Origin of the sequence: Pseudomonas juntendi (genome assembly GCF_009932375.1) — a bacterium.
Classification (GTDB): domain Bacteria; phylum Pseudomonadota; class Gammaproteobacteria; order Pseudomonadales; family Pseudomonadaceae; genus Aquipseudomonas; species Aquipseudomonas juntendi.
This window is the reverse complement of record NZ_BLJG01000016.1, coordinates 1-16,431: the sequence shown is the minus strand read 5'-3', so window position 1 is coordinate 16,431 and position 16,431 is coordinate 1. Positions and strand designations below refer to the sequence as shown.

17 protein-coding genes are annotated in these 16,431 nt (G+C 62.4%); 8 read left to right on the top strand and 9 right to left on the bottom strand.

Translation table 11 applies throughout. The features are described 5' to 3' along the window. Positions 1-241 precede the first annotated feature (241 nt). Positions 242-2,131, bottom strand: coding sequence for an esterase EstP (gene estP / locus GYA94_RS02395; RefSeq protein WP_161891724.1), 1,890 nt, complete (start codon positions 2,129-2,131; stop codon positions 242-244). 367 nt (positions 2,132-2,498) lie between these two features. Between estP and GYA94_RS02390 the strand changes: the two genes are divergently transcribed. From GYA94_RS02390 to GYA94_RS02375, 4 genes are all read left to right on the top strand, one after another. Beyond that, positions 2,499-3,092 carry an aminodeoxychorismate/anthranilate synthase component II gene (locus GYA94_RS02390; RefSeq protein WP_009681254.1) on the top strand — a complete coding sequence of 198 codons (594 nt, stop codon included), beginning with the start codon at positions 2,499-2,501 and terminating at the stop codon, positions 3,090-3,092. A 9-nt stretch (positions 3,093-3,101) separates the two neighbouring features. Then, on the top strand, positions 3,102-4,151 hold the full coding sequence (gene trpD / locus GYA94_RS02385; RefSeq protein ID WP_161891723.1) for an anthranilate phosphoribosyltransferase: 1,050 nt from the start codon (positions 3,102-3,104) through the stop codon (positions 4,149-4,151). Continuing rightward, the gene (gene trpC, locus GYA94_RS02380) at positions 4,148-4,981 is read left to right on the top strand and encodes an indole-3-glycerol phosphate synthase TrpC (protein WP_161891722.1); all 834 of its coding nucleotides are present in this window, start codon (positions 4,148-4,150) and stop codon (positions 4,979-4,981) included. Before trpD ends, trpC begins: the two co-directional genes overlap by 4 nt. A gap of 80 nt (positions 4,982-5,061) precedes the next feature. Then, on the top strand, positions 5,062-5,766 hold the full coding sequence (locus GYA94_RS02375; RefSeq protein WP_110679992.1) for a lipoate--protein ligase family protein: 705 nt from the start codon (positions 5,062-5,064) through the stop codon (positions 5,764-5,766). Here GYA94_RS02375 and crp read toward each other — a convergent pair. Continuing rightward, positions 5,763-6,407, bottom strand: coding sequence for a cAMP-activated global transcriptional regulator CRP (crp, locus tag GYA94_RS02370; protein ID WP_110679993.1), 645 nt, complete (start codon positions 6,405-6,407; stop codon positions 5,763-5,765). The two genes, GYA94_RS02375 and crp, sit on opposite strands and share 4 nt — an antisense overlap. 189 nt (positions 6,408-6,596) lie before the next feature. On the opposite strand from crp, the gene GYA94_RS02365 reads away from it, so the two are divergent. Next, entirely contained in the window at positions 6,597-7,019 is a 423-nt protein-coding gene (locus tag GYA94_RS02365; protein ID WP_004376171.1) for an OsmC family protein, read from the top strand. 39 nt (positions 7,020-7,058) lie between these two features. On the opposite strand, the gene GYA94_RS02360 is transcribed toward GYA94_RS02365, so the two are convergent. From GYA94_RS02360 to hemJ, 5 genes are all read right to left on the bottom strand, one after another. Continuing rightward, on the bottom strand, positions 7,059-8,099 hold the full coding sequence (locus tag GYA94_RS02360) for a DUF2157 domain-containing protein (RefSeq protein WP_161891721.1): 1,041 nt from the start codon (positions 8,097-8,099) through the stop codon (positions 7,059-7,061). 10 nt (positions 8,100-8,109) lie between these two features. Next, on the bottom strand, positions 8,110-8,757 hold the full coding sequence (gene coq7 / locus GYA94_RS02355) for a 2-polyprenyl-3-methyl-6-methoxy-1,4-benzoquinone monooxygenase (protein ID WP_029887376.1): 648 nt from the start codon (positions 8,755-8,757) through the stop codon (positions 8,110-8,112). 65 nt (positions 8,758-8,822) lie between these two features. Next, positions 8,823-9,161 carry a histidine triad nucleotide-binding protein gene (locus GYA94_RS02350; protein ID WP_161891720.1) on the bottom strand — a complete coding sequence of 113 codons (339 nt, stop codon included), beginning with the start codon at positions 9,159-9,161 and terminating at the stop codon, positions 8,823-8,825. A 63-nt stretch (positions 9,162-9,224) separates the two neighbouring features. Next, positions 9,225-10,007: an SDR family NAD(P)-dependent oxidoreductase gene (locus GYA94_RS02345; RefSeq protein WP_161891719.1), complete on the bottom strand. Its 783-nt coding sequence runs from the start codon at positions 10,005-10,007 to the stop codon at positions 9,225-9,227. A gap of 133 nt (positions 10,008-10,140) precedes the next feature. Beyond that, the gene (hemJ, locus tag GYA94_RS02340; protein ID WP_029887373.1) at positions 10,141-10,566 is read right to left on the bottom strand and encodes a protoporphyrinogen oxidase HemJ; all 426 of its coding nucleotides are present in this window, start codon (positions 10,564-10,566) and stop codon (positions 10,141-10,143) included. 142 nt (positions 10,567-10,708) lie between these two features. On the opposite strand from hemJ, the gene argC reads away from it, so the two are divergent. Together argC and erpA are read left to right on the top strand one after the other, a co-directional pair. Beyond that, on the top strand, positions 10,709-11,743 hold the full coding sequence (argC, locus tag GYA94_RS02335) for an N-acetyl-gamma-glutamyl-phosphate reductase (protein WP_009681264.1): 1,035 nt from the start codon (positions 10,709-10,711) through the stop codon (positions 11,741-11,743). 150 nt (positions 11,744-11,893) lie between these two features. Continuing rightward, positions 11,894-12,244 carry an iron-sulfur cluster insertion protein ErpA gene (gene erpA, locus GYA94_RS02330; RefSeq protein WP_003255511.1) on the top strand — a complete coding sequence of 117 codons (351 nt, stop codon included), beginning with the start codon at positions 11,894-11,896 and terminating at the stop codon, positions 12,242-12,244. Positions 12,245-12,304: 60 nt separating this feature from the next. On the opposite strand, the gene GYA94_RS02325 is transcribed toward erpA, so the two are convergent. Beyond that, on the bottom strand, positions 12,305-13,396 hold the full coding sequence (locus tag GYA94_RS02325) for an anhydro-N-acetylmuramic acid kinase (protein ID WP_110679996.1): 1,092 nt from the start codon (positions 13,394-13,396) through the stop codon (positions 12,305-12,307). 3 nt (positions 13,397-13,399) lie between these two features. Continuing rightward, the gene (locus GYA94_RS02320) at positions 13,400-14,821 is read right to left on the bottom strand and encodes a peptidoglycan DD-metalloendopeptidase family protein (protein ID WP_009681266.1); all 1,422 of its coding nucleotides are present in this window, start codon (positions 14,819-14,821) and stop codon (positions 13,400-13,402) included. A gap of 213 nt (positions 14,822-15,034) precedes the next feature. Between GYA94_RS02320 and tyrS the strand changes: the two genes are divergently transcribed. Further along, on the top strand, positions 15,035-16,234 hold the full coding sequence (gene tyrS, locus GYA94_RS02315) for a tyrosine--tRNA ligase (protein WP_161891718.1): 1,200 nt from the start codon (positions 15,035-15,037) through the stop codon (positions 16,232-16,234). The last annotated feature ends 197 nt before the right edge of the window (positions 16,235-16,431 follow it).

Below are 16,431 nucleotides of genomic sequence, written 5' to 3'. Positions count from 1 at the left end.
TTTGCGCGCGAACGCCTTGGCGCATGCCTCAAAATCGCGTCGTACGAACAAGGCGTTCGCGCGCATCTGGCACAGGGGTTACTGGCCCGAAACAAACGTAGGAGCGAGCGCAGCTCGCGATGCGCCGCGCGGGCGGCGCTCGCTCTAACAGGCGCTGCATACCTTGTGGCAAACACCTGTCAGCCCTGATGCGATCCCCGTGGGAGCTGGCTTGCCAGCGATGGGGCCGGTACAGGCTGGCTTAGAAATCGACGCTAACCCCCAGACTCACCCCCTGCTGCGTCAGCTCATCACTCTTGCGCCAGTTGTAGTTGCCGCGCAAATGCACCCCCGCCACCACTTCATGGCTTACCCCCAGGCTGGCCCGGGTCAGGTCGCTGTGCGGCGTATACCCGGTCAGGGTGAAGTCATTCGCCGGCAAGCTGGTCAGGTGCATGGTCACGTCCTGCTGGTCATCTTCGAACTCATGCTCTTGCGCCACCTCGGCGAACAGCCGGGTAGAGGGCAGCACCTGCACGCTGCCCAGCAGCCCCACGCCCAGGCGGCGTGACGTGCGCTCCTGGTCATCGAAACCCAGGGCTGTGGAGCGCCCGCTCTTCTCGTCGTAGCCGTCCACCTTGACCCGCGCGTAGTCGGCGCTGATGAACGGCGCCAGTTGCCAGTTGCTGCTGTCCGCCGCCAGGTTGTAGCCCAGCCGTGCGGACATCGCCCAGGCTTCACCGTCGGTGTCGCCCTTTTCGCTACGGTCGTTCACGCCCAGGGCAAAGGTGCGCTTGAGGTCGCTATAGTCCAGGTGCCCGGCTGTCAGCGCTGCATCGGCCCACCAGCGGTCCTGCCGGTACTGGGCGAAGGCGCTGGCCAGGTAGCTGTCGAGCTTGTAGTCCGAATCTTGCGCGCCTGCTTCCAGTTTCTGCCGGTAGACGCCGCCCGCGAGCCCCAGGCGCCAGGCATCGTTAAGGCGGTAGCTGCCACCCACGGTCAGGTTGTACCCCCGACCATCGCCGCTGGCCGCGCTGCCCTGGCTGTCGAAGTCCAGGTCCTGGGCGCCGCTGCTGACAAACGCTTGCCACTGGCCGATCGCCTGCCATGGCGTTTGCCATTGGCTGCGCAATTCATCCTGGTGGGCACGCAGGCTGGCGTGGGCCATTTCCGGCAGCAGGGACAGTTCCCATGGCGCGGACAGGATCGAGTAGGCGTAATCGGCAATCAGTTGCTGGCCGGCGATGGTCGGGTGCACCGAATCGTTGAACAGTAGCCGGGTCGGGTCTGGCGTGGTGCCGTCGATGCCATGGACCGGGTTGCCCACGCAGCCTTGCCCGCTGTAGCAAGTGCCGACCAGGTTCTGGTCAGGTGCCAGGCCGAACTGGCTGGGGCTGGCCAAGGCCTCGCTCAGCAACACAGGGATGTTCAGGGGGATGACCTGGGCATCGATCTGCCTCAGCTGGCCCAGCAGCGATTGATTGAACGCCCCGGACAGCAACGAGAGCGGGTTCTGTTGCGGCGTGCCGCTGAAGTTCGGTGTTTGGCCAAGGTCGGGTAGCAGCCAGACCATGATGTAGCGTGCGCCGCCTTGTTGCAGGGCCTGAGCGCTGGCGGCCAGCCGAGCACCGGCCGCCACTGCGTCGGCCGGGCTGTTGACCAGGCCTTGCAGAAAGTCGTTGCCGCCGCCGGTCAGGTAGTACAGGGCATTGGGGTCGGCGCGCAGCCCGTTGGCCAGGTAGCCAGGCTTCTCTCGCAACACCGTCCCGGCGCCTGGGTTGCCGGGTGGAATGACGGTTCTGGAGGTTTCGGTGATCGAATCAAGAATCTGTTGCGTGGTGTAGCCCCCTACCGCCCAGTTGTTGCCGTCGGGGCGAACACCGACCGAGGTGGAGGGGTTCAGCGCGTTGGGGTCGATGCCCAACCGCCCACCGAGGATCATCGGCGACACCGGGGCAAAATTGCCGTCGGCATCACGGTTGGTGAAGCGGGCGCCGGAGGTGCCACCTGTCAGGTCGGGGAACTGCCCGGCATCTGCCAGACTGTCGCCGAATACGATCAGCGTGGAATAGGGCGAGGGGGCGGCAAAGGCCTGGCTGCAGGCCAGGGCTAATGAAGCGAAGGCAAAGCGCAAAAGTGGAGCTTTTCTCATCGCGGAACATCCTTTTCTTTGTTTTTATGAGAACAACCTGATCGACATTAGCAAATCGTGGGGCTTCGCTCCCAAGTCCATTCGTTTCCCCGTGTTTACAGGCATATTGCGCCCGCCGCGCCGGTAGGCTACTGTGCCGTGACGTATGAGCGAGACCTACCCTGTGTTGATCGTCAGCAAACTCTTGATGCGCGTAATCAAGGCCCACGCCCGTTGGCGTTGGCGCGCCTGACTTTATCCCCTGCCGGCCAGTCCGGCCCGCCCCTGTTTGCCTTCCTGTTCCTCGCCCTCAAGTGGCACAGCCACCGCTATGGCGGGCAGAGGGAGGTTCGAATTTGAAGTCAGTAAGTTCAAGAGGTTTAACACCATGTTACTGATGATCGACAACTACGACTCATTTACTTACAACGTTGTGCAGTACCTTGGCGAGCTGGGTGCCGAGGTCAAGGTCGTTCGCAATGACGAACTGACCATTGCCCAGATCGAAGCCCTGAACCCCGAGCGGATCGTCGTCTCCCCTGGCCCGTGCACGCCGAGCGAGGCGGGCGTGTCCATCGAGGCCATCCTGCATTTCGCCGGCAAGCTGCCGATCCTCGGCGTATGCCTGGGCCACCAGTCCATCGGCCAGGCCTTTGGCGGTGACGTGGTCCGGGCTCGCCAGGTGATGCATGGCAAGACCAGCCCGGTACTCCACCGCGACCTCGGCGTGTTTGCCGGCCTCAACAACCCGCTGACGGTGACCCGCTACCACTCGCTGGTGGTCAAGCGCGACACCCTGCCTGACTGCCTGGAAGTGACCGCCTGGACGGCCCATGCAGATGGTTCGGTCGACGAGATCATGGGCCTGCGCCACAAAACGCTGAACATCGAAGGGGTGCAGTTCCACCCTGAGTCGATCCTCACCGAGCAGGGCCACGAGCTGTTCGCCAACTTCCTCAAGCAGACCGGCGGCCGCCGCTAAGGATTGAATATGGATATCAAAAGCGCGCTGAGCCGTATCGTTGGCCAGCTGGACCTTTCGACCGAAGAAATGCGCGATGTGATGCGCCAGATCATGACAGGCCAGTGCAGCGAGGCGCAGATCGGCGCCTTCCTGATGGGCATGCGCATGAAAAGCGAGAGCATCGACGAGATCGTGGGCGCGGTATCGGTGATGCGCGAGCTGGCCGACAAGGTCGAACTGCAGAGCCTGGAGGGTGTGGTGGATATCGTCGGTACCGGCGGTGACGGTGCCAACATCTTCAACGTTTCCACCGCTTCGTCGTTCGTGCTGGCGGCGGCGGGCTGCCCAGTGGCCAAGCATGGCAACCGCGCGGTGTCGGGCAAGAGCGGCAGTGCCGACTTGCTGGAAGCTGCCGGTATCTACCTGAACCTGACGCCAACGCAGGTGGGCCGCTGCATCGACAGCCTGGGGATCGGCTTCATGTTCGCGCAAAGCCATCACTCGGCAATGAAGCACGCCGCTGGCCCGCGCCGCGAGCTGGGTATGCGTACCCTGTTCAACATGCTCGGCCCGCTTACGAATCCGGCCGGGGTGAAACACCAGGTGGTCGGCGTGTTCGCTCAGGCCCTGTGCCGGCCGTTGGCCGAGGTGCTGCAGCGCCTGGGCAGCAAGCATGTGCTGGTGGTGCACTCGAAGGATGGCCTGGATGAGTTCAGCCTGGCTGCCCCCACTTTTGTGGCCGAGCTGAAGAACGACGAGATCACCGAATACTGGGTCGAGCCGGAAGACCTCGGCATGAAAAGCCAGAGCCTGCATGGCCTGGCCGTTGAGAGCCCGCAGGCGTCACTGGAACTGATCCGTGATGCACTGGGCCGGCGCAAGACTGAAAACGGCCAGAAAGCTGCCGAGATGATCGTGCTCAATGCCGGTGCGGCGCTGTACGCCGCTGACCATGCCATGAGCCTGAAAGCCGGTGTGGAACTGGCCCATGACGTACTGCACACCGGCCTGGCCTGGGAAAAGCTGCAGGAATTGGGTGCATTTACTGCAGTATTCAAGGTGGAGAACGAAGCATGAGCGTGCCGACGGTGCTGGAAAAGATCATTGCCCGCAAGTTCCAGGAAGTGGCCGAGCGCAGCGCGCGGGTCAGCCTTCACGAACTGGAGGGCCTGGCCAAGGCCGCTGACGCCCCCCGGGGCTTTGCCAATGCCTTGATCGAGCAGGCCAAGCGCAAGCAGCCTGCGGTGATTGCCGAAATCAAGAAGGCCTCGCCCAGCAAGGGCGTGATCCGTGAAGACTTCAGGCCGGCGGAAATCGCTGTCAGCTATGAGAAGGGCGGTGCTACCTGCCTGTCGGTGCTGACCGATGTGGACTACTTCCTGGGTGCCGATGAGTACTTGCAGCAGGCTCGTGCGGCGGTTTCCCTGCCCGTGATCCGCAAGGATTTCATGATCCACCCCTACCAGATCGTCGAAGCGCGGGCCTTGGGTGCGGACTGCGTGCTGCTGATCGTGTCGGCGCTGGATGACGTGAGGATGGCCGAACTGGCCGCCACCGCCAAGGACGTCGGCCTTGATGTACTGGTAGAAGTGCACGATGGCGATGAGCTGGAGCGTGCGCTGAAAACCCTGGATACACCGCTGGTGGGCGTGAACAACCGCAACCTGCACACCTTTGAAGTCAGCCTGGAAACCACCCTCGACCTGCTGCCGCGCATACCGCGTGATCGCCTGGCAGTTACCGAGAGCGGTATCTTGAACCGGGCCGATGTCGAGCTGATGGCGATCAACGACGTTTATTCGTTCCTGGTGGGTGAGGCATTCATGCGCGCCGAACAACCTGGGCTGGAGCTGCAGCGGCTGTTCTTCCCGGACCAGGTGAAGAAAACTGTTCAGCAACTGGATTGATTGCAATGAAGCCGGCGTGATTGCCGGCTTTTTTACAGGCCCGGCAAGAGGCCCTTGAAAACAACAACCAAGGTGGAGCGATGAGCGATCAACCCCTGGCCCTGACCGTCGAGCAGGGCTTGCACGCCGAGCAGGACCTGCTGGCCGCCGTTTGCCGCGGTGAACGCGAGCGTGGTGTGCTGTTCTGGCGCCCCACTGACCATGCCTTGGTCATGCCCCGGCGCATGAGCCGGTTGGCCAATTTCGAAACAGCCTGCGCAGAGCTGGCGATCGCCGGCTGGCCGGTACTGTTGCGTGAAACCGGTGGTGAGCCGGTACCGCAGTCGCATGCCACCGTGAACGTGGCGCTGGTCTATGCCGCGCCGCGCAGCGAAGGCGACCATGGCCGCATCGAAACCGCTTATGAGCGCCTGTGCTTGCCACTGTGCGATGTGTTGCGCGAGTGGGGCGGGGTAGCGTCGGTGGGGGAAATCGACGGCGCCTTCTGCGATGGCCGCTACAACGTCAACCTAAACGGCCGCAAGCTGGTCGGTACCGCCCAGCGCTGGCGCCAGGGCCTGGGCGGCAAACGCCCGGTGGTACTGGTGCACGGCGCGTTGTTGCTGGACAACGAACGTGAGGCGATGGTGGCGGCGGTCAACCGTTTCAACGAATGCTGCGAGCTGGAGCAGCGTTGCCGCGCCGACGCACACATTGCCTTGCACGAAGTGGCGCCGGCAGTGCCCTGGTTCCAGCGCCTCTCGCAAGCTTACGCCAAGGTCTTGGCCGACCTGCCCAGGGATTAGCGGGTACCGTAGACCACCATGGTCTTGCCTTTGACATGGACCAGGCTGCGCTCTTCGAGGTCTTTGAGCACGCGGCCGACCATTTCCCGCGAGCAACCGACGATGCGGCCGATTTCCTGGCGGGTGATCTTGATCTGCATGCCATCCGGATGGGTCATGGCGTCGGGCTGCTTGCACAGCTCCAGCAGGCAGCGGGCGACGCGGCCGGTTACGTCGAAGAACGCCAGGTCGCCGACCTTGCGTGTGGTATTACGAAGGCGTTGGGCCATCTGGCTGCCCAGGGCGTAGAGAATTTCCGGGTCCTGGCGCGCCACTTCGCGAAATTTCTCGTAACTGATCTCGGCCACTTCGCATTCCGTCTTCGCCCGTACCCAGGCGCTGCGCTGCTGCTCACCCTTAACGGGCTCGAACAGCCCCAGCTCGCCAAAGAAATCGCCCGGGTTGAGGTAGGCGATGATCATTTCATGACCGTCATCGTCTTCGATGATGATGGTGACCGACCCCTTGATGATGAACGACAGTGTTTCGGCCCGGTCGCCAGCGCAGATGATGTTGCTTTTTGCGGTGAAGCGGCGGCGCTGGCAGTGCACCAGCAACTTGTCGATGTTCTTGATCTTTGCGGGTAGGGCAGAGGCAACCATCACGAAGTCCTGTTCGATACGAGGCTTGGATATTTTTGTAAATCGACAGCGGCAGGCGCCAGTCATTTGGCGCCAGCTTATCAGACACTACAAGATGTTTCGGTACTAAACCGAGTCCTCTCGTACTTTTCCCACAGCCACACAAGGTCTAAGCTGACACCCTTTTCCGAATATCAGGAGTCCAGGTAGATGAAGGCACGTATCCAGTGGGCCGGTGAGGCAATGTTTCTCGGCGAATCGGGCAGCGGCCATGTCGTCGTGATGGATGGCCCGCCCGAGGCCGGCGGCCGCAACCTGGGTGTGCGCCCTATGGAGATGCTGCTGTTGGGGTTGGGTGGCTGCAGCAGCTTTGACGTGGTCAGCATTCTGAAGAAGTCGCGCCAGGCGGTGGAGAGCTGCGAGGCGTTTCTGGAAGCCGAGCGCGCCAGTGAAGACCCGAAAGTGTTCACCAAGATCCACATGAACTTTGTCGTTAAGGGGCGCGGGCTGAAAGAAGCGCAGGTCAAGCGCGCGGTAGAGCTGTCGGCAGAGAAGTACTGCTCTGCGTCGATCATGCTCGAGCGTGCCGGGGTCGAGATTACCCACGGGTACGAGATTGTAGAGTTGGGTTGAAGCCGGATTTTTTGGGGCCGCAAAGCGGCCCCGATACCATCAGCTGCGCAGTGCCGGTAATGCAGAGCGAAGCCATGCCGGCAAGCCGCTGCGCATTGCGCGGCTCAACCGCTCCCGGCGCTTCTGGTAGACCAGCCCCAGCCAGATGACCCCCAGCCCGATCAGCGTCACCACGACCGGGAACAGCAGCGATTGCGCGAATACCTCATACGCCAGGTAGCCCAGGTAGGCCGCAACCCCCAGCGCGCCGAACACCATGAACACCGGCCGGCGCAGCAGCACTGCCATGCCCATCAGCGCAATGTTTATCAGGCAGTACAGCGCCTTGCCCAGCTCGCTGCCGCTGTCCAGTAGCGTCAGCCCGCCCCAGAATGCCGCCAGCCCTGCCAGGTACCCCCAGCGGGCATAGTCCTCGCGTGTACGGCCGTCCACCAGCAGGAACACCACCAGCATTCCCAGGCCGAACCACAGCGAAACCTCACGGCGCTGCGCCCAGCTGAACGGCGAGCCGAAGAACCACTCAGTCAGGTCCATCGACATGAACCATAGGGCCACGGCGATCGGCATGACGATGAACGGGTAGGGGACCAACCGCAGCATCAGCAAACCGGCCACTACCGTGGCCGCCTCCATCACCAGCCAGCCGCCTTGCACGTAGGTGTAGTAGTGGTGGTAGTTGGCCTGGGTGTCATCCATTGGCCACCAACCCGCCAAGCGTTCGATGGCGAACACTGCCAGCGGCACGATACTGACCGCGACGGCGGCCAGTACCCCGGCGGCTACGGGTTGCGCACGCCGCTGCAAGTTGAGGGCAAACAAGGTGATCAGCCCGATGTACAGGCTGGCGATGCCCAGCAGTGCGGCGTCGCCGATGCTCATCCAGGCGTCGGTGAGCAACCAGCCCATGGCCGCCATGATCAGCATGGCGCCGAAGTAGAAGGCGACATGGGCCAGCTGAAAGGTACCGCGTGCTGGCGGTTGCTGGCGCAGGAACGCCAGCAGGGCCTGGTCCTGGCCAGGCTGGAGAACGCCGGCTTGCACGGCACGCGCCAGGTCCTTGGCGTCGATTCGGTCCGTCATGGGGCTACCTTCAGATACGGTAGGTGCTCTTGGTCATGACCTTGGCCAGCAAGCTCATACCGAAGCGCACAGGAGCAGGGAAACGGTAGCCACCGGCTTCCAGGGCGGACTCGGCGTGCTGCTCTTCGTCGACGCGCATCTGTTCGAGAATGGCGCGGGACTTTTCGTCTTCTTGCGGCAGCTGCTCAAGGTGCTCGTCCAGGTGCTTGCACACCTGGTGCTCGGTGGCGGCGACGAAACCAAGGCTGACCTTGTCGCTGACCAGCCCGGCCAGTGCGCCGATGCCGAAGGACATGCCATAGAACAGAGGGTTGAGCACACTTGGGTGGCTGTTCAGCTGGCGAATGCGTTGCTCGCACCACGCCAGGTGGTCGATTTCTTCCTCGGCGGCATGTTCCATGGCCTTGCGCACTTCGGGCAGCTTGGCCGTCAGGGCCTGACCCTGGTACAGGGCCTGGGCGCAGACTTCACCGGTATGGTTGATGCGCATCAGCCCGGCAATGTGGCGGGTTTGCTGTTCGTCCAGGTTGGCGTCTGGCTGGATGATGGCCGGTGACGGCCGGGCGGGTTGGCCGCTGAAGGGCAGCAAGGTGCGCATGGCGGTATCGGCCTGCAGCAACAAGCGGTCGAGCGGCGAGTAGTGACGTTCGGTAGCCATCGGGCACCTCCGCAAGAATGTGCCCGACAGTTTACCGCAATAGCGGCGGGGTCGCTTGCCGTGGATCAGCCCGGCGGCCAGTTCATCTGGCGCTGGCCGAGCACGTGCATATGGATGTGGTAGACGGTCTGGCCGCCCTGCTCGTTGCAGTTCATGACCACGCGGAAACCGTCATCACAGCCAAGTTCCTTGGCCAGGCGCTGGGCGGTGAACAGGATGTGGCCAGCCAGGCCTTTGTCCTCTTCGGTCAGGTCGTTGAGGGTGCGGATGTGCTTTTTAGGGATAACCAAAAAGTGCACGGGCGCCTGAGGGGCGATATCGTGGAACGCCAGAACCTGGTCGTCCTCGTAAATGATCTTCGCCGGGATTTCCCGGTTGATGATCTTGATGAATAAATCGTCCACAGCACTTGCTCCATGGTGAGGGTCGGGCCGAGTGTACTCAGCCAGGCGCCAATCGCCCAGTGGCTATTCCATGCCGGCCGGGCAATAGCGGCGGTGAATGGCGCCGGCCAGTTTGCGCACCAGCCAGCGTGGCAGCAGGCGGGGGGCGAAGGCTAGCCAGCGGTTGCGCCGCCCTGGGATGATCAGGGCGCGGTTCTTGTCCAGCGCCCGGACCGTGTACAGGGCTACTTCTTCGGGGCTCAGGCAGCGTGGCTTGCCATCCAGGCGGGGGGTGCGCCGCCGTGCAGAGCGTACCGGGCCGGGGCACAGTACCGAGACCTTGATGCCGGCGCGCTTGAGCTCCTCGCGCAGTGCCTGGGAAAAGCTCAGCACGTAGGCTTTGCTGGCGGCATAGGCCGCCATCCACGGCCCAGGTGCGACCCCGGCCAGGCCTGCAACGTTGAGGATCTGCCCGCCACCCTGCACGGCCATCAGGTTGCCGATTGCATGGCATAGCCGGCTCATGGCCAGCACGTTGACCTCGAGCAGGTCTTGCTCGTCGGCCCACTCATGGGCCAGGAACGGGCCGTAGGTGCGCAAACCGGCGCAGTTGACCAGCAGGTCGATGCGCCGCTCGCCTTCTTCCAGCTCCAGCACGAAACCTGACAGGCGCAGCGGCTGGCTGAGGTCGCAGGCGCGGAACAGTACCTCTACGCCAAAGCGTTGGGTCAGCTCGAGGGCGACCGGTTCCAGCGTTTCGCGCTGGCGTGCCACCAGGATCAGGTTGCGTCCACGCCGTGCCAGCGCTTCCGCCAGGGCCAGGCCCAGGCCGCTGGAAGCACCAGTGATCATGGCGTAACGGGACATGCAAGGCTCCTGGGGGCGGAAGAGGGCGCCTAGTGTACAGCTTGCCCGTGCCAGGTGCTGCGTTTTGCTACAAGGCCCGGGGGCCAATGGCCTGGCAGCGCGGCAGGGCTTGCTGATAGTTGAGGTGGCTGTGTCAGAACGGCTTGACCACCACCAGAATCACGATGCCCAGCAGGATGAGCACGGGCACTTCGTTGAACCAGCGATAATAGACGTGGCTGCGTGTATTGGTGCCGCTGGCGAAGCGTTTGCGCTGTGCGCCACACACGTGATGGTAGCCGGTGAGCAGGATCACCAGGGTCAGCTTGGCATGCAGCCAGCCCTGGCTCAGCCAGCCGGGGTTGAGGTAGAGCATCCAGGCGCCAAACACATAGGTGGCGATCATTGCCGGGTTCATGATGCCGCGGTAGAGCTTGCGCTCCATGGTCACGAAGCGTTCCTGGCTGATGCTGTCCTGGCTCTGGGCGTGGTAGACGAACAGCCGCGGCAGATAGAACAGGCCGGCGAACCAGCAGACTACGCTGACGATATGCAGCGCTTTGATCCATAGGTAAAGCATGGAGGGTCTTCCTTCAGGTAATCACGGTCGTCAGATAGTAGTGGTCGGGCGCCGGAAGGGACACCCGAAGAGTTGTTACAGGCGCCTCGCGCCCCTATTATCGTGCGCTTTCCAGACGGCTCGTTGATAAGGGGCAAGCGTTATGATCAAGGTCGGTATTGTTGGCGGCACCGGTTACACCGGCGTCGAACTGTTGCGTCTGCTGGCACAGCATCCACAGGCCGAAGTGGCGGTCATCACTTCGCGCTCGGAGGCGGGCGTGGCGGTGGCAGACATGTACCCGAACCTGCGCGGCCACTATGACGGGCTGGCGTTCAGCGTACCCGACAGCAAGGCCCTGGCTGCTTGCGACGTCGTGTTCTTCGCCACACCGCATGGCGTTGCCCACGCACTGGCCGGCGAATTGCTGGCGGCGGGTACCAAGGTGATCGACCTGTCGGCTGACTTCCGTCTGCAGGATGCCACCGAGTGGGGCAAGTGGTACGGTCAGCCGCATGGTGCGCCTGAACTGCTCAAGGATGCCGTGTATGGCCTGCCGGAAGTGAACCGCGAGAAGATTCGTCAGGCGCGCCTGATTGCCGTGCCGGGTTGCTACCCGACCGCCACCCAGCTCGGTTTCCTGCCGTTACTGGAAGCGGGCCTGGCCGACCCCGCGCGACTGATCGCCGACTGCAAGTCGGGTGTCAGCGGCGCCGGGCGTGGTGCGGCAGTGGGTTCGCTGTTCTGCGAAGCCGGTGAAAGCATGAAGGCCTATGCCGTCAAGGGCCATCGCCACCTGCCGGAAATCAGCCAGGGCCTGCGCCAGGCGGCCGGCAAGGACATCGGCCTGACGTTCGTGCCGCACCTGACACCGATGATCCGTGGTATCCACGCTACCCTGTACGCGAACGTGGCCGATACTTCGGTCGACCTGCAGGCGCTGTTCGAGAAACGCTACGCCGATGAGCCGTTCGTCGACGTGATGCCGGCCGGTAGCCACCCGGAGACCCGCAGCGTGCGCGGTGCCAACGTTTGCCGCATTGCCGTTCATCGCCCGCAGGGCGGGGACCTGGTAGTGGTGCTCTCGGTGATCGACAACCTGGTGAAGGGGGCTTCGGGGCAGGCAGTGCAGAACCTCAACATCCTGTTTGGCCTGGATGAGCGCATGGGCCTGTCCCACGCAGGCTTGCTGCCGTGACAGAAGCCGCGAGCAACACCCCTGCGGGTGGAGCTTGCGGCGTGTAGGTTGTCGCTTGCGGCTTACGTATTGTTGACCAATTTTCTCGGGAAAGCGGATAATGCGCGTCATCGAGAGTTATATGGCGGCTACCGCGCCGGGAGAATCAACATGAGCGTCGAAACCTTCACCCCTACCGGCCTGGAATTCACCCATGGCGCAGCCCAGAAGGTGAAGAACCTGGTCAATGAAGAAGGCAATGAACGTCTGAAGCTGCGGGTGTTCGTGACCGGGGGCGGTTGCTCGGGCTTTCAGTACGGCTTCACCTTCGATGAAGACGTGGCTGAAGACGACACCATCGTCGAGCGCGAAGGCGTTTCCCTGGTGGTCGACCCGATGAGCTTCCAGTACCTGGCCGGTGCCGAAGTGGACTACCAGGAAGGCCTGGAAGGTTCGCGCTTTGTGATCAAGAACCCGAATGCCGCCACCACCTGCGGTTGCGGGTCGTCGTTCTCGATCTGAATTCGGGCCTATACGAAAACGCCGCGCAATTGCGCGGCGTTTTGCTTTCTGGCCCGGGTGTCATGCCGGGTAGATTGCGCCGAGTACGCGTAGGCCCCTGGCGGCAGTGACGCTGGGGCGGTTGGCGGCGATGCCCTCCAGGCAGCAATGGGCCAGCCAGGCGAAGGCCATGGCTTCGACCCAGTCAGGGTCTACGCCATGGGCGCTGGTGCTTGTAACACGTGCAGTGGGCAACAGTTGGCCGAGGCGGGCCATCAGCGCACCGTTGCGGGCGCCTCCACCGCAGACCAACAGTGCTTCGGTGCCTTGTTGCGCGTTTTCCAGCGAGTCGATGATGCTGCGTGCGGTCAACTCCAGCAGTGTCGCCTGCACATCCTCGTCCCGGTAGGCGGGCAGGCCGGCGAGGTGGCGGTCGAGCCAAGGCAGGTTGAACACCTCACGGCCGGTACTCTTGGGGCCGCTGCCCGCGAAGAACGGGTCGCTCATCAATGCGTGCAGCAAATCGGCCTGCACCACGCCGGTGGCAGCCCAGGCACCGTCGGCATCGTAGGCCTGGCCGCGTTTGCGCTCGACCCAGGCATCCAGCAAAACATTGCCTGGGCCACAATCAAAGCCATGCACCGGTGCATCCCGCTCGATCAGGCTGAGGTTGCTGAAACCGCCCACATTGAGAATCGCTACCCGTTGGCCCAGGTGGCTGAACAGGGTTTCGTGGAAGGCCGGGACAAGTGGCGCGCCTTGCCCGCCGGCGGCCACATCGCGGCGGCGGAAGTCGGCTACCACGCTGATACCAGTAAGCTCGGCGAGCAGCGCGGGGTTACCGATCTGTACGGTGAAGCCGCGGGCGGGTTCGTGACGGACCGTCTGACCATGGCTACCAATGGCGCGTATGGCGTCAGCCTGCAGGCCCTGCTGAGCGAGCAGCTGGCGTATACCCTCGGCCGCAAGGGTAGCCCAGTGATTTTCCGCCAATGCTGCCCGGGCGATTTCGTCAGGGCCGCTGCTGCACAGGGCAAGCAAGTCCTGGCGCAGGCTGGCGGGCATTGGCAGGTAGAGCGTGGCGAGCAGTTCAAGCTGCTCGCCTTGTTCGACCAAGGCGATGTCCAGGCCATCCAGGCTGGTACCGGACATCACCCCCAGGTAAAGCGCCATGGCTTAGCGCTTGTTCGCGGCGAGCAGGGTGGCCTTTTCCTGATCCATGCGGGCGATCAGTGGCTGGCTCTGCTGCAAGAAGCGTTGACGCTCGTTCTTGGCGATCGGGTCGGCCATTGGCACCTTCTGGCTCAGGGGGTCGACATGCACGCCGTTGACCTGGAACTCATAGTGAAGATGCGGCCCGGTGGAAAGGCCGGTGGTGCCGATGTAACCGATGATCTGGCCCTGCTTGACGGTGCTACCGGTCTTGATGCCTTTGGCAAAGCCCTGCATGTGGCCATACAGCGTCTTGTAGCGGTTACCGTGCTGGATGATCACGGTGTTGCCGTAGCCGCCGCGGCGCCCGGCCAGTTCGATGCGGCCGTCGCCTGCTGCCTTGATAGGCGTGCCGCGTGGGGCTGCGTAGTCAACGCCCTTGTGCGCACGAATCTTGTTCAGGATCGGGTGCTTGCGGCCGGCGGAGAAGCGCGAACTGATACGGGCGAAGTCCACCGGGGTGCGGATGAAGGCTTTGCGCAGGCTGTTGCCGTCGGCAGTGTAGTAGGTAGTGTTGCCCTGCTTGTTGGTGTAGCGCACGGCAGTGTAGGTTTTGCCACGGTTGGTGAAGCGCGCCGAAAGGATATTGCCCGTGCCGACGACCTTGCCATCCATCACCTTCTGCTCGTAGACCACGTCGAACTCGTCGCCTGGGCGAATATCCTGGGCGAAGTCGATGTCGTAGCCCAGCACGCGCGCCATGTCCATGGTCATGCTGTGGGAAAGGCCGGCACGCTGGGCAGATGCTGACAGCGAGCTTTTGATCACCCCGTGGGCATAGGCAGTACGCACCACCGGCTTGCTGATTTCACGGTTGAAGGTAAAGCCTTTGGCGCTTTTGCTCAGGCTGATGGTTTCAAGGTTGCTGACCTTGCTGTGCAGGCTGGCCAGTTGGCCATCCTTGTCGAGTTCGAACTGCAGGACCTGGCCGTGCTTGAGTTGGGTGAACTGCTTGGCCTGCTTGTTGCTGGCCAGCAGGTCGTGCACGGCATTGGCTGGCAGGCCGACCTTGGCAAACAGCGTGGACAGGGTATCGCCGCGCGCTACGGTAACTTCGCGGTGGCCTGGTTGCTTGGCGGCTTCGGCAACCTGTTTGGCGTCTTGCGTTGGCTGCTCGGCTTTCTGGGTTTCGGGTGTGGCTGCTTCTATCTGGGCGAAAGGTGAGCCTTGCTCACCCTGTGCCTGCACCATGGGCGCAGCACGGGCTTCGTCCTTCAATTGTTCGGCAGGGCTTTCCAGCTCGAGGTTGAGGGTGGTTTTCTTGGCTTCCACTTCGCTGGACGGAAATACCAGCAAAGCCAGGCTGAGCAGGGCGGCAATGCCGCTGGCGGCCAACAGGTGGCTCTTCGGATAAAGCGGTGGCGCTTTAGGCGGTTCGTTGGTCATGGTTAAGGTGACTTTGAAAAAGGTGAAATGGAATAGATGAATGACATGATGAAGATGAAATAACTGTATAAAATATAACCAAATCCACTTTCACGCAAGGGCGCGTAGACGTCGCAAGCCTGTGCCCGGGTCACATTCCTTTGCAAAACTTGTATTTGACGGCCGATCTTGTATGGTTGGCTCCCCCTGAATCTGAGCCTTGCGGGTTTGTCTATGAAGTCGGTTGAAGAGCAGCTGGCGCTTATCAAGCGCGGTGCGGAAGAAGTACTGGTCGAGTCGGAACTGGTTGAGAAGCTCAAGCGCGGCCAGCCTCTGCGCATCAAGGCCGGCTTCGACCCGACCGCCCCGGACCTGCACCTGGGGCACACGGTGCTGATCAACAAGCTCCGTCAGTTCCAGGAGCTGGGCCACCAGGTCATCTTCCTGATCGGCGACTTCACCGGCATGATCGGCGACCCAAGCGGCAAGAGCGCAACGCGTCCGCCGCTGACTCGTGAGCAGGTGCTGGACAACGCCGAGACCTACAAGCAGCAGGTGTTCAAGATTCTTGATCCGGCCAAGACCGAAGTCGCCTTCAACTCCACCTGGATGGACACGCTGACCCCAGCCGACTTCATTCGCCTGGCCTCGCAGTACACTGTGGCGCGCATGCTCGAGCGCGATGACTTCGACAAGCGCTACACCACCAACCAGCCGATTGCCATTCACGAGTTCCTCTACCCGTTGGTGCAGGGCTACGATTCGGTCGCGCTGAAGGCAGACGTCGAGCTGGGTGGTACCGACCAGAAGTTCAACCTGCTGATGGGGCGCGAACTGCAGCGTGCCTATGGCCAGGAAGCGCAGAACATCGTGACCATGCCGTTGCTCGAAGGGCTGGACGGTGTGAAGAAAATGTCCAAGTCGCTGGGCAACTATGTCGGTATCCAGGAAGCGCCGGGCGTGATGTACAGCAAGCTGGTATCGATCCCGGATACGCTCATGTGGCGTTACTTCGAGCTGCTGAGCTTCCGCTCCATGGAAGAGATCGAGCAGTTCCGCGCCGATGTGGCCAATGGCGCCAACCCGCGAGACATCAAGATCAAGCTGGCGGAAGAGATTGTCGCGCGTTTCCATGGTGAGGAGGCTGCCGCCAATGCGCACCGTGCTGCGGGCAACCGTATGAAAGAAGGCGAGCTGCCTGAAGACCTGCCGGAGGTAGAGGTGGTTTCGGCGGAAGACCTGCCTATCGCTGCGGTTCTGAACCGTGCTGGCCTGGTGAAGAACTCGGCGCAGGCGCGTGACTTGCTGAGTGCTGGTGCAGTGAAAGTGGATGGTGTGGTGGTCGACAAGGATTTCCTGTTTAGTCTGGGTGCTACGCATGTGTGCCAGGCGGGTAAGAAGTCCTTCGGGCGGGTTACGCTGAAGGCTGAGTGATTGCCTGGCGGTGTGCCTATATAGAAGCGGGGAGGCCGAAAGGCCTCCCCGCTTTGCTTTTCAAGCGCCCTGAAGGTTTATTTGAATTAAAGGTTGACGCCCTCTCGAATCCCCTTATAATGCGCCCCACTTCCAGCGACAACGGAACGACAAACTCCTTGAAATTCAATGAGTTGAACGATTCGGAAGGCGCTGTA